Here is a 13,567-nt window from a genome sequence, read left to right on the forward strand (position 1 = left end):
GAGATGAGATGGAGGTCGAGGGTGGAGACGCTGTCTCGCTATCCATCTCCACCGGGTGAGGACAGCGCAGGCAGCGGGCTGGGAAACGGCGGACGAGGCGATATCGGCTCAGCGAGAGGGGCAGCGGACCATCGGGCCGTGCTGCCGAGGACCTGGCGGCGTTCGGTATCGGTGAAGGTACGGCCAGCCAGGAGGCGGTAGGCAGTGTCTCGCCAGTGAGCGGGGGAGAGCGGCCAGCGGCTGACGCCGGAGGTAGCGACGAGGAGGGCGGGGTCGTTGCCGACAGATCACCATGATCACCGAGTTAGCGAATGGCCGGGGCTAGGGGGAGAAGCGCCGGTGGTGGCCGTCGCGCAGATGCTCGGGGGTTGGCCCTGCTCCGAGGTGTCGGCCCACTCCCGGATGGTCAGGCCGCGGCCAACGACGGCGCAGGCGGCTTGGATCCAGCCGCGCTCGTCCAGGTCCCAGACGTCGACGGCGGTGTCATAGGCGAGGGCGAAGGACGAGGGCTTGCCGGACAACGCTGCGATCGCAACGAGCGGCTCAGCGTGCTGAAGCGGAGGGTAGATGGGCCTACCATCTGACAGTCGGGACACGAGCAGGACCCCCGCCTCGTCGACCGAGGCGAGCGTCGACGCGGCATCGTCGAAAGCGAAACCTCGCACGTTTTCCCGGTGATCAAAGTTCGTCCAGAGCTGTCGGCCACTCGTTGCGTCCCAGAGAATAACCTTTTGATCGTCGCCTCCGGTTGCGAGCAACCGCCCGTCGTTGGAGAAGCTCATCGCGTAGACGCCGTCGGTGTGGCCATGGAGCTCCAGGGGGCCCGCGGAGCTGTCGGCGAGGTTGGTGACGCGCACTGCGCCCGCATCGTCTGCCGACGCCAGGCGATCGCCGTCTGGGGAGAAGGTGAGGGCGGTGACGCCCGACGACAAGAGTTGTCGGTTGTCGGTGCGCATACCCTCCTTCCCCACCTCCACGAGCGCGACCGCGCCGGTGTGGGAGCCGATCGCGAGCCGGGTGCCATTACGAGAGATCGCCACGGCTTGCGCCTGCTCGACCGCCGGTGCCGGCGATGGCGGCGCCGCCTGGCCAACCTGTTGGACCAGCACGCTGCCATCGACGCTGAGGAGGGCGGCGACGTCCCCGTCCGGTGTAAGGGCCGCGGCCGAGAAGGCACCGGAGCCTTGGCTGACCACCGACTCCGCCGCCTCCGGGGAGTCCTCTGACCACCGGCGCACGGTCCCATCCTCCGCGACGCCGGTAACCACTCCGTCAGTTGGACTGGTGAGGGCGAGCATCTCGCCAGAGGCCCCGGGGGGCCGAAGTGGTCGGGCCAATCTCGACTCCGGGCGGGCCCGCCAACGCACGAGGGTTCCGTCGTCACGCAGACCTGAGACACCTGTTTGCGTCACGGACAGGTCCAGCCAGCGGCCGGTGGCTTGGTCGCCCTCGACGGGTCGAGCTTGCAAGGGCGAGCCCTCCTCGTGCTCGCCATCGACGTAGAAGGACCGGAGCTCACCGTCGTCGGTCGCCGCCCACAGGTTCCGCCCCGTCGGGTCGAACCGAAGTGTGGTCACCTCCGTGCCGACCGGCCAGACGGCGCGCTGTCGCCGACTCTGGAGATCCCACACCACGACACGACCGTCGGTACCGGCCGCCGCCAGGAGATTCCCAGCGGGCGTCGAGTCCAAGACAGTGACATCGGTGTCCTGCCCGTCGAAGGGAGCCGGCTGGGCCGACTGCTCGTCCAGGATCTCCCAGCGATCCACCTCGCCCTTCTTTGAGCCGATCACGACCGAGCTCGGCCCCTCGACGAGCAAGGCGCTGGCGACGTACGGCAGGTGGATGCTGAGGTGGTTGGAGCCGTCCGACGACCACAGGTGCAAGACGTTGTTGCGGTCGGTGGCGGCCACCGTCGATCCGTCGGGGCTGATACCGACGAGGTCGACCCACTCGACGGTCTTGTCCGCCGGAGGCAAGGGCCGGGCTGCCCCGTTGGCGGTGTCGACGACGAAGACGGAGTCGGCTGCGCCATAGACAGCGGTCGAGCCGTCGCTGCTGATTGCGAGATCCTTGATGCGCACCGACGGGTCGAGCTTGGGCCCGACGACGGGATGGTGCGTCGTGCCGTTGGCGACGATGAGTGTCCCGGCTGACTCGTCTTGGACCGCGGCCTGCACATCATCGGCGTGGGGCGGGAGCGCGCCCAACTCGAGGGGTGAGAGGCCGAGTGGGACGTACTGGTAGGGCACGCCCTCGTGGGTGAGCGCGTTCGCCAACTGGTAGCGCGTCCCGTCGCTCACATCACGGCGGTATGCGTCGGCGCTGAGCAGGAGCGCCGTATCGGGGTGGTCGGTCTGTTGAGCATTGGCGAGTGCTGCCTCTTGGAGGGCCCGCGCTCGCTCCCGCTGCCCTGAGGCCTCCCGCCACTGCCACACCGCGATGCTGGCCGCAACCGTGACGACCAACGCGGCCGTGACGAGGACCGCCACCAGCCGCCGGAGGACCTTGGCCCGGGCCTGTTGTGCGACGCGAGCGGTCTCGCGCTGTCGCTCGGCCTCCCTGAGCTCGATGGAGCGGTCGAGGAACTCGCGCTCGGCTTCTACGAGGGCGCCCGGGTTGGCCTGGCTCCAGGTCTCAAGCCGTTCGAGCTGCGATCCTCGGTAGAGCAGGCTTTCGTCTCGGCCGGCGGCCTCCCAGTCGGCTGTCACATCGCTCACCCGCTGCCGAAGTTGCAGCCCTTCACGATCGTTCTGGAGCCAATCGCGGTAGCGGGGCCAGCTCCTGATCAGAGCCTCGTGGGCGACCTCGACCGTTGCGGCCTCAGATGTGGTCGCCCGGTTTCCGGACAGCAAGCGGTCATCGGTGAACACGTCGAGGATCCGATCGACGGTCTTTGCGTCGCCGAGACCGGTCAAAACGGCACGGGGCTGTGGCTGTGATGTGTCCTCCGGCCCGTCTCCTACACGCGCCAGACGCACGAGTACCTGCTGTATCAGCCTGGCGTCCTCCTCTCCCAGGGCTTGGGCGACCCGCTGGTAGGTGGCTTCGGCACGCTGCGCGATCGCACCCTTCACACCACCTGACTCGAGGTAGGCGCCGAGCGTCAGCCGATTCCCGCGCCGCCGCTGCCAGGTTTCGAGCAGCGCGTGCTCCAGCAGAGGCAGGGCACCGCGCTGTGCGGCCACGTCCGCCAGGATCGTGTCGACCAGGCCGTACTGGAATTCGAGGCCGACAACCTCGGCTGAGCCTGTGATCGCCGACCGCAGGCCCGACTCCGTCATCGGGCCCATCAGGTACTGCTTGCGCGAGGCGGCGCTGGCGAGTTCCGACCGTGACGCGCAATGGCCGTAGTAGTCCGCCCGCAAGGTGCACAGCAGCACGAATCGGGGACCGACCACGTCGAGTGCGGTCACCAGGTTGCCGAGGAACTGATCCTGGCTTTCCTCGCTGTTCAAGGCGAACACGTGCTCGAGCTGGTCGATGACGACCGCGAGGCCGGTGCGGCGGTCGGCCGACGCCAGGAAGGCCTCAACGGTGAGCGCTAGGGCGTCCGGGGAAGAGCGCAGATCGCGGAGAACGCTTGATGGCTGGAGGCCGAGAGGTGGCGCCAGGCTCGCCGCCAGCGCCCGCGTAGCGTCGGCGCCGGGCCGCACGACGACCTTCAACCAGATCTGGACGCCGCCCGTGAGCGCGGATGCCAACTGTGGAAGGAGCCCCGCCCGCACGAACGACGACTTGCCACATCCACTCGGTCCGATGACGAAGACGCAGCGGTCACGATCGAGCGAGGTCAAGGTCGCCTGCTGCTCGGGCTCCCTCCCGAAGTAGTAGGGCGCATCCTCTTCGTCGAAGTAGTCGAGGCCGCGGTACGGGCAGGTCGTATCGGTCGGACCGACGTCGAGGTCCAGCTCGGGCGCGCGTCCACGCACGGCTGCGGTCAGGTCGTCGGCAGCGCGCTCGTCCCTGATGCCCTCGCGCAGATCGACCCAGCTCAGTGAGGCAAGGAACAGCGACGGCAACTGCGAGCCGAGCAGGCTCGGATCGACGCCCGGCAGCAACACCGGCACGATCCGAAAGTCAGCCCGATCGGCCTCCAGCGCGATCGCGACGTCGAGTTCCCGCCGGGCGAACGACCCCATAGGACCGCGGCCGATGCAAACCACGCAGGCCTCGGCGTTACGCAGGCCTCGATCGATCCGCTGAACGAAACTGTCTCCCCCGGCGATGTCGGTCTCGTCGAACCACACCTCGACCTGGGCTCGGCGCAGCACGCCGACCATGTCGGTCACAGCCGCCCGATCGGCGTGGCTGTAGGAGATGAAGATCATGGAGCCGTGAGCTCAGGCGGGCGTGATGGTGACCGACTCATGATGGAACCCGGGCTTGAATACGTAGTCGCCCGGACTCGCTTGGGCCCTCACGACGCACTCCGTCTCGGTCGTCGAGGCGGTCACCTTGAACGTCATCGTCTCGTTCGGCTGCGGGAAATCAATATACCGAGTCGTGTCGGGTGTAGCAGAACAGTTGCTGATACTGGCCGAGATCCGATCTGGGTTGCCGTTCGTGCTGTACACCTTCACGGTGAACTGCGCGCCCGACTTGGCCGTGGCTGGCGCATCGATCTTGATCCCGTCTTGACCGCCGTAGATGTGGATCGACGCCATCTTGCGTTCGGGATTGTCAAAGTTCGGAGACGTCGAGGTCCCGATTGCCCACACGTAGCAGTAGCCCGGCAACATGGAATGATATCCGTCGTCTCGATCAGTGAACGCTAAGACCGATCCTTTCAGCTGGCATCGAGGGTGGCTGTACATGCCGCCGTTGCAGCAGGTGGCGACCGTGCGTCGCGGCACGAGGTCATACCTGATGGAGGCGTGGGGCGCGGTTGCCCACAGCTTGTGCTGCTCGAACCGCCCGAAGTCAACCTGCTTGTCGGCGAACGTGATCTTCTGTGGCGCCTTTGCGACCATGATGGCGAGAGGCCGGGTCGCGCTGGCCCATGTCGTGTCGGCGGCTCGACTGGCGGTGACCGTGCACATTCCTGCGCTCTTGATGGTGACGACCCCGGTGCTGCGCGCCACCGAGCACGCCCCGGAGGCGGTGTAGGTCACCGGTAGCAGCGACGTGGCGGTGGCGGTGACCCTAAACGCCGGATCGAGGTATCGCTTCGCGCCGACTGGCGCAAACGAGATCGTTTGCGTCATCAGAGGGGTTGGCGGCCCAGTGGTGGTCGTTGAATGGGTGGGAGGCGAACCCGGAACTGTCGACCAGCTCGAAGACCATCCCCCCGGATCGCTCGTGCCCGGGTTCGTCGTATCCGAATCGGTTGCACCCGGAGTCGTCGTACCTGGACTCGCACCCGGAGTCGTCGTACCAGGACTCGTCGTCCAGACAGAGCCGTCGTCCGTCGGCGTGGACTTCACTGGGCCCGGCTGTGGCAGGCTCGACTCGTCGCCACAGCCGCCCAGAGCGAGCAAAACAGCCACCGTCGCGAACGCTGTCCAACGCGGCACCCACCGCCCCACGCAGCCGAGACCCATGGCTGACCCCCTTCCCCATCAAGCCAGCTCAAGCAATCCCAGAATGCCTCACGAAATCGTAGTTGTCGCGAATAAATCCGGAAGGAAACATTCCGCCCCCCCACCGCGGACTTCTTGGCAATCAATCATGCGCTGTTTCCCCCAGCCAGTCCGCGATCGACGGCGGCAGCAGCAGTAACCGGCCACGATCCACCGCCGCGAAGGTGCAAGCCACGCATCGATTCGCCCTCGGCGGGTCGGCAATCAAGGAAGCGCTTAGGCAGCGCGGAAATACAGCTCGACCGCGGCAGCGCCTGGAGTTTCAGGCCAAGGCCGCCAGGGGCCAGAAGAGCAAGCGAAAGAAGTAGATCGGCTTTGAGAGCAGGGACCCGACGCGAACGCCGGGAAGCGGAGGTCCATCGATGATCGTGGGTGGCATTGGTGATTGTTGGCCTGGTGGTCGTCGGAGCCGGGCTGCTGTGGGCGTACGACGCTGAGTGGCTGTGGTTGGTCTGGGTCGTGTTCGGAGTGATCTGCCTTCTGCGTCGTCGGTCGTTTGAGTTGGTAGGAGTGAATCGCCGACGGCAGCGGGCGGACTTCGGGGACGTCGCTCGTGCTTTCGGGTTCGATCGGCATCTGGGAGACGTGGCTCGGCAGGTGAGCTTGGTCGAACGTGAGCTCCTCTGGGCGCAACAGAAGGGGATGAAGATCCCTGCCTACATCCTGGCGGCGCTCGAGGATGCGATCGCGCTGAGCTTGGCTCGCGAAGGTCGGTCGGGGCTGGTGGGTGTCACACGATGGGCCGGAGTTCGGACTGACCCAGTATCGGATGCAGCTGATGGGTGACCGAACTCGCGAAGCCGTTCGGCTAGAGCTGATGCTAGAGGGCGCCTCGATCAAACTGTCGACGGTCGCGTCGTCGGTGACCACGGTCTCGGCGCGGGTGATGTTGCGGGCGATGATCGACGGCGAACGGGACGCGCGCGCCGAGATGGCCAGAGACCGGATGCGTTCGAAGATTCCCGATCTGGCGCAAGCACTCGAGGGCCACTTCGACGGTCACCATGCGCGGATGGCCGGCGCGATCCTGGATCGGCTCGAGTTGGTCGAGCGCGGACTGGCTGACCTCGATGATGCGATCCGGGCCGAGTGCATGCCTTGGGCGCACGAGATCGAGTTGCTGCAGACCATTCCCGGTGTCGGAGAGAGGCCCGCGCAGGTGATCGTGGCCGAGACTGGTGCGGATATGTCCCGGTTCGGTTCGGCGGCCAAGCTGGCGGCCTGGGCCGGTGTCGCGCCCGGGATCTATGAGTCGGCCGGCAAGCGCACCCCGGCCGGGAAGCGGCACGGGAACAAGTGGCTGACCGCGATGCTGGTCGAGGCCCGCTGGCTCGGTGGGCAGGACGCATGGCAAGAACTACGCGAGGATTGCGAGGTTTTGATGCCGAGGTGCATTCGGTGCATTTCGAGTGGATGCTCGACGTCTCGCACGGCGCGGACTACACGGTCAACTTCAACGCGGCCCACACCGGGGCAGGACTGACTGGATGTGGACCGCGATCTCGGTGCGGACTGGCTTGCTCGCCGCAATGACGAGGCGCACACCCGACGGCTCGTCGCACAACTCGAGAGACTCGGACACGGCGTCCAGCTCGACCCCGTCGCATAACTCAGCCACTGCAAAGCGTGTCGGGCAAAGCCCGACGCGCTGACACGCCTGCGCTCCAACAGTTGATTCACGCGTCTGTGACGGTGGGATTATTCTCGATTCGGCGGGTCGAGCGCGTCTTGTGCCTGGACCGTTCGGCTAGTTGTTGACTCTTCACCTATAGATCAGGCATCTTTGCCGCGCCTGGTTGGTGTCGCAGCAGCACGCAGAGCACCTGTCCGCGATCTGGGACCCCGAATCCGATCGAGTGGGGGGACACGCAGCGGCCACCGCGGCCACGCGTGCGAAGGCGTGCCGAGTTCGTGCAGCAGGCCAACCTCCTCGACGGGTGCGATCTTCAGTCGATCTGCAGACTGCGACGCAACGGGGTGCCCACTAACGTGCCGCGCGACCGTGAGGGGTCGTTCGAGCCGCGGATTGTGGAGAAGCGGTTGTCGGGTGTGGACGAAATGGTGATCTCGTTGTCGGCCAAGGGCCTGACCACCGGTGAGATCTCCGCGCATCTGGCTGAAGTGTATGGGGCGCAGGTGTCCGCGGCAGACGATCTCCGCGATCACCGACAAGGTGGTCGAGGGCATGGTCGAGTGGCAGAACCGGCCTTTGGATGCGGTGTATCCGGTGGTGTTCATCGACGTGATCCACGTCAAGGTCCGCGACGGTCAGGTGTCGAACCGGCCGATCTATGTCGCGTTGGCGGTGACGTGTGAAGGACACGGCGACATCTTGGGGTTGTGGGCCGGTGACGGCGGCGAGGGCGCGAAGTACTGGCTGCATGTGCTGACCAAGCTGCGCAACCACGGCGTCGCGGATGTGTTGATGGTGGTGTGTGACGGCCTGGCCGGTTTGTCGGAGGCGATCGGCACCGTCTGGCCGCGGGCGATCACCCAGACCTGCATCGTGCACCTGCTCCGCAACAGCTTCCGCTATGCCGGCCGCCAGCACTGGTCCGCGATCGCCAAGGCCCTCAAGCCGGTTTACACCGCCCCGACCGAGGCCGCGGCCAAGGAACGGTTCGCCGAGGCCTGGGCCAGTGCTATCCGGCGATCGTGCGGTTGTGGGACAACGCCTGGGCCGAGTTCGTGCCGTTCCTGGCGTTTGACCCCGAGATCCGGAAAGTGATCTGTTCCACCAGCGCGATCGAGTCGGTGAACGCCCGGATTCGCCGCGAGGTCAAGGCCCGCGGCCACTTTCCCAATGAGGAAGCCGCGCTCAAGTGCGTCTACCTCGCGGTCAAGAGCCTGGACCCGACCGGCACCGGCCGTAAACGCTGGACCATGCGCTGGAAACCCGCACTCAACGCCTTCGAGATCGCCTTCGACGGCCGTCTCGCCGCCGGACGCAAGTAGCCCCTCTTCAACCCGAGTACCCCGTTCGTTTGACAGTCCCTTCCTCGGGTAGGCCGTCAGGGTGGACAGGACCGGTTCGGACGAAAATGATCCGCGCACCACCGGCGTGCTTGACCTTGGTGAGGTACCCCTGATCCTGGACGGCCGATGGGCTTAGGATCACGACCAGCGCGCCCGCCTAGCCGCTGTGGACGAGTTGAACGTCCTTGCTCAGCAGATGGCTCTCGATGGCTGTGCGTGTCGGCGCATCCGCAGGTACGGAGCAGGTGGCGACAGATTTCGCTCTCGAACCGAGTACGCTCACCACCTCGTCATCCTCGAATGCGCGTTTGAGCGAAGCATGCCGCTGTTCATTTCAGTCCCCCGACTGGCTGGCGTCCGTCTGAGTTGCCTATCGAGAGGAGGCCGAAGACGTTACAGAAGTCGATCGGTCTCCGTCGCGCCTATCGGGCTGGGACGGCAAACCCTGTCCATGGGGATTGGAATCGCTTAGATTCGTCTCAAGGGGGTCTGGATGTACGAATGGGATGTTTTCATCAGTTATCGGCGAACGACGAACGTCACCGGTTGGGTCCGGAACCATTTCGCCCCGGTGCTGATGAACTGCCTCGAAGACGAGATGGAGCGCCAGCCGAGGGTCTTCGTAGACGAGCAGCTCGAGCTGGGGCAGTACTGGCCTGATGCCCTCGAGCAAGCGCTCACCCAATCCCGCTGTCTGCTCGCGGTCTGGTCTCCGCCGTATTTCACCTCCTCGTGGTGTGTTGCAGAGTGGCGGAGCATGCTTGCGCGGGAACGTGCGTTGGGTATCCCCGGGCGGGAGAAGACCCGTGGATTGGTCTATCCGGTGGTGTACTCCGACGGTGCGTCCTTCCCTGAGGATGCTCGCAAGGTTCAGAGTCGCCGTGATCTGAGCAAGCACAACTTCCCTTATCCGCAGTACCGCCAGACGCCCGCGTACCTTGAGTTTCACAAGAAGGTCAGGGCAATCGCGGCGGACCTGGCCGCGGGGCTCGCGGAAACGCCGGCATGGCAGCCGGGTTGGCCGGTCGAGCGTCCGGCGCCGTTCGACCGGCCATCTGTTGGCCTCCCGCGATTGGGTGCGTCGTGACCAGCGGGCAGATCGTGACGTGCTACTCCTACAAGGGCGGAGTCGGGCGCAGCTTCGCCCTCGCCAATATGGCGGCGCTACTGGCGCAATGGCGCTTGCGAGTCCTCTGCATCGACTGGGATTTGGAGGCACCTGGCCTGAACTACTACTTCGGCGTCGACGGCCTCGACCGCCCCGGGCTCTTGGAGATGGTGGAAGCGGTTGCCGAAGGGGAACATGTCGATCCGCTCGCACACGTGGTGGCGGCTCCGGTCGGCAGCGCGGCCACCGTGGACTTGATCTCAGCCGGCCGCGCCGACGCGTCGTACGTCGGCCGCGTCCAAGCGCTCGATTGGGAGGGCCTGTACGCCGACCACGACCTGGGTACAGCGCTCGAGGACTGGCGGAACACTTGGAAGCGCAAGTATGACGTCGTGCTGGTGGACAGTAGGACCGGAGTGACGGATATCGGTGGCATCTGTACTGCGCAACTGCCTGACATCCTGATGCTCTTCTTCACCGCTAACCGACAGGGCGTGGAAGGTGTGCTCAAGGTGCGGGATCAGGCCATCGCAGCCCGCAACCGCCTGCCGTTCGACCGCGCCGGGCTGTTGACAGTGCCGGTCCCGAGCCGGATTGACCAAGGCGTCGAGTATGAGCGCGCCGAGAATTGGCGGCAGATCTTTCGTCGTTCCTTCGAGCACTGCTACCAGGATTGGGCGCTTCAGGGGGCCGACCTGTCCACCTTGATGGGACACATGACGATTCCGTACTCGGCCTACTGGAGTTTCGGAGAGGAACTTCCCGTCCTAGTGGAGAATCAGCGTGACGCGACGTACGTCAGCTACACGCTCGCGACCCTGGCTGCTCTGCTGGTCCATCGGCTGGAGAAGACAGACGTGTTGGAGGCCAGTCGTGACTCCTTTGTGGATGCGGCTGCCCGGCTGGCGGGTCATCGTGAGGGATTCGCCTTCGACGTCTTCATCAGTGCGACGCGGGAGACCGGCGAGGAGGCGGCTGCTTTGGTGCGGCTGCTTGACACGGCGGGTCTCAAGGTCGCACCGATGAAGGATCTCGGACCAGGTAGTTCCTGGGATGCGGACATCGAACGAACGTTGGACGAATCGCAGCACGTAGTCGTTCTGCTCAGCGACAAGACCGACAGCTTCCAGCAGCGTGAGTTCGGCTATGTCCTGCGCCAATCGCTCGACGACCGCGCTGAGCGCCGGGTGATCCCGGTCCTGACCACAATGCAAGCTCGCAAGAACATGTCTTCATTGCTACGCAACCTGCAGTACTACGACCTCACCAGAGGCTCGCTCCGCGAAGCTGCAGCTGTTGTCGGCCAGGCCGTCGTGGACAGCCGCGGGGCAGAAGGTTTCGGATAGCTCCCCGTAGGCGACTCCCGCGCGCCGGCCGCGGTGCTATGGCTCCTGACTCACGGGTCATCGTCGAGGAACGACGGCTGCCCAGTGGGCTCTGGCGCCGAGACGTCATCATGGGGATATTGGACTCTCCCAACTTTCCGCCGGAGGAGAAGCAGAGTGGTTCTGGCGTTGCTGAGGCGCTTCCCGGGGACTGGCCAACCGCAGTCGTACCCGATCGTCTCCCAAGGAAAGCGTGCGGCCTATCCGGCGCTCGGGGCCGACTTCGAGGTCATCGACCGCGTGCTGACGCCCGTGTTCGAGGAGTGTGACAACAAGGCCTTGCGCTCCCAGTACCGGTACCGGCGCCAGCAGGTTCTGATCCTGCTCGGCTCTGCGCTCGTCGTAGGTTTAGGTGGTTTGCAAGCCGCTCTGTCGGACCAGCGCTGGCCGGGCATTGCGCTGGCAGTCGTCGGAGTGGTGCTCGCCGTCAGCAGCCAATTCGTGAAGGATCGCGGCTGGCTGAACGCTTACCTCGACGAGCGGGTGAAAGCAGAAGCGCTTCGCTCACAGTGTTTTCGGTACTTGTCGCGTACCGGGAAGTATGCCGATGACGGTCGGGAGACTGTCCTCCGCCGAGCGGTGCTCGCCATCCAACACGGGAAGGAGCCGGAATGAGTGACCGGGCGGCACAGTTCCATGCGATGTATCGCGAGCTCAGGATTGCCGATCAACGTGACTTCTATCTGAGCCGGCGTGTGGAGTACGAGTCTGCCCACGAGCAGGTGGTGACGGTCCGCAATGTGCTCCTGGTACTGTCCGCGACGGCCGGTACGTTGGGCCAGATCCCATCGGGGACCGCCCGTGCAGTGGCTGGCCTGCTGGCAGCGATGCTGGCCACGCTTGCCGGTGCGGTGACGGCATTCGAGGCGATTATCGGATTCCCGCAACTGAGCAAGCTGTACCACGACGCGGAGTACAACCTGAAAGAAGCCGAGATCGATTGGGACGCCGCCGCCGGCGGTTCCGATCACGACCTGGCTGCCGAGGTCGACCGGGTGGAAGGCATCTTCCACACGGAGAACGGCCAGTGGGGACAGCTGGTCGTGGAGAACGCGAAGGAGGTCCCGAAGCTGAGCGCCCCGCCTGACCAACCGTCCGCCTGACTAGCCGGGCGGTCTGATCTGGTCGATGACATCTGCCAAGCGGCCGACGTCCTGGCCTCGTTCACGACGGACGCTTTCGATGATCCGCAGGTTGTCCGTGGTGGTCTGCCGCTGCCAGTGTTCGGTGCTGGCGGCAAAGACTTCTTGCAGCACCTCCTCGGCGGCACCGAAGTCGTGGTCAAGGACGTGGATCTCGAGCATCGTGGCGAAGTCCCAGTACTCCGGCTGTACGGCTCGGAGCCGCTGTTTGGCGGCGAAACGGACGACAGGCAGCAGTTCGTCCTTGCGGCGTAGCGCGCGCGGGGTGCCTTGGGCTTCCAGCAGGGTCACCGCGTTGATTCCGGGGTAGACGTCCTGCCAGTCGGTCTCGAAGCCGCGGTCGTAGGCTCGCACGGCGAGGTTCAGACAGTCCCGGGCGAGGTTATGATCGTGGTCGGCGCGTGCCCGGAGCCACTGCGTCTTGTAGATCCGGCCGAGCAGCCCGGACGTCTCAGAGCTGGGTCCCTGATCCTTCTCCAGTTGCTCCAGCATGCTGATCGCCTCGGTCCTGTCGGTGTCCGCCGAAGGACCGTCCAGTTCCGCACGGCGGTTATAGGCGAGCGCCGTCTGCTGCCGGATCGGTGCCAGTTGCTGCAGGATCTCGGGCATCTCTACATACACGTCGATCATGCCGGACCAGTCGCTGATCGAGCGGTGGGCAAGGATGAGCTCGGTCAGTACGCCGATGTCGGGGGAGCCATCCGCCAAGGTCTCTGCACGGATGGCGGTCAGCTCGGTCCGGACCTTGTCTCGCTGACCTGTCTGTTGGCCTAGGATGCGAAGCCGACCGAGGTCGACCTTCAGCTTCTCGTTGGATCGAACGTCGGCGCGGAAGGCGTCAACTGCTGCTTCGGTGAGAAGTTTTGGGCTCCAGCCCGGCACCAGTTCGAAGAGTGGGCTGTCTTGTACCTCCTGTTGCCGATTGAGCTTCTGCATCTCCCGGAGATGCTCGGTGATCTGTTTCTGCAGACGGCTCGCTGATTTGGCCGTGAACTGGTTCTTGGCGCCGAGGGTGTATCGCTGCTGGCGGAGGATCCGCACGTCGAAGGGCAGTGGGGTCGATTGCGCGTAGACCGTCAGTGTCGTGCCCGGCCGGGCGGTGTGCCGGACCCCGAGCTCGTAGAGCACATTGGGATTGCTCGTGGTCAGGTCGGCGATCGCGTACTTACAGACGAGCAGGCGCTCGAACATGGCCTTGTGGATGATGCCGCCGAGCTTCTCTTCGTCAGCGCGGATTGGCTGCATGCCGGCCGCAACGATCGCCGGCCGGATGCCGGTCTCGTAGATCTGGTCGAAGGGGATGTCCGGCCGGCCGGACGGGTCCGGCTTGAAGCCGAACGGCATCAGGACGAAACAGAGCGGAAGCTGGGCCAT

8 protein-coding genes and 1 pseudogene are annotated in these 13,567 nt (G+C 65.3%); 6 read left to right on the forward strand and 3 right to left on the reverse strand.

Annotated features, from left to right (window positions below):
• Positions 1-296 precede the first annotated feature (296 nt).
• Positions 297-4,331, reverse strand: a complete 4,035-nt coding sequence (locus tag ACWF0M_RS01410; RefSeq protein ID WP_452233607.1) for an nSTAND1 domain-containing NTPase — start codon at positions 4,329-4,331, stop codon at positions 297-299.
• 12 nt (positions 4,332-4,343) lie between these two features.
• Positions 4,344-5,207 (reverse strand): hypothetical protein, encoded by an 864-nt coding sequence (locus ACWF0M_RS01415; protein ID WP_452233608.1) that lies wholly within the window; start codon positions 5,205-5,207, stop codon positions 4,344-4,346.
• A 1,192-nt stretch (positions 5,208-6,399) separates the two neighbouring features.
• Here ACWF0M_RS01415 and ACWF0M_RS01420 point away from each other — a divergent pair.
• From ACWF0M_RS01420 to ACWF0M_RS01445, 6 genes and pseudogenes are all read left to right on the forward strand, one after another.
• Entirely contained in the window at positions 6,400-7,065 is a 666-nt protein-coding gene (locus ACWF0M_RS01420; RefSeq protein WP_452233609.1) for a transposase, read from the forward strand.
• A 431-nt stretch (positions 7,066-7,496) separates the two neighbouring features.
• A pseudogene (locus ACWF0M_RS01425) lies at positions 7,497-8,537 on the forward strand (IS256 family transposase); the annotation flags it as partial.
• A 514-nt stretch (positions 8,538-9,051) separates the two neighbouring features.
• Positions 9,052-9,645 carry a TIR domain-containing protein gene (locus ACWF0M_RS01430; protein WP_452233610.1) on the forward strand — a complete coding sequence of 198 codons (594 nt, stop codon included), beginning with the start codon at positions 9,052-9,054 and terminating at the stop codon, positions 9,643-9,645.
• Positions 9,642-11,012, forward strand: a complete 1,371-nt coding sequence (locus ACWF0M_RS01435) for a KGGVGR-motif variant AAA ATPase (protein WP_452233611.1) — start codon at positions 9,642-9,644, stop codon at positions 11,010-11,012. The genes ACWF0M_RS01430 and ACWF0M_RS01435 overlap by 4 nt, the downstream gene beginning before the upstream one ends.
• 156 nt (positions 11,013-11,168) lie before the next feature.
• The gene (locus ACWF0M_RS01440) at positions 11,169-11,666 is read left to right on the forward strand and encodes a DUF4231 domain-containing protein (protein ID WP_452233612.1); all 498 of its coding nucleotides are present in this window, start codon (positions 11,169-11,171) and stop codon (positions 11,664-11,666) included.
• Complete coding sequence (locus ACWF0M_RS01445) at positions 11,663-12,154, forward strand: SLATT domain-containing protein (protein ID WP_452233613.1); 492 nt, start codon at positions 11,663-11,665, stop codon at positions 12,152-12,154. Before ACWF0M_RS01440 ends, ACWF0M_RS01445 begins: the two co-directional genes overlap by 4 nt.
• On the opposite strand, the gene ACWF0M_RS01450 is transcribed toward ACWF0M_RS01445, so the two are convergent.
• Entirely contained in the window at positions 12,155-13,567 is a 1,413-nt protein-coding gene (locus tag ACWF0M_RS01450) for a TRAFs-binding domain-containing protein (protein WP_452233614.1), read from the reverse strand. It lies immediately after the preceding gene.

The organism is Kribbella sp. NPDC055110 (genome assembly GCF_053607525.1).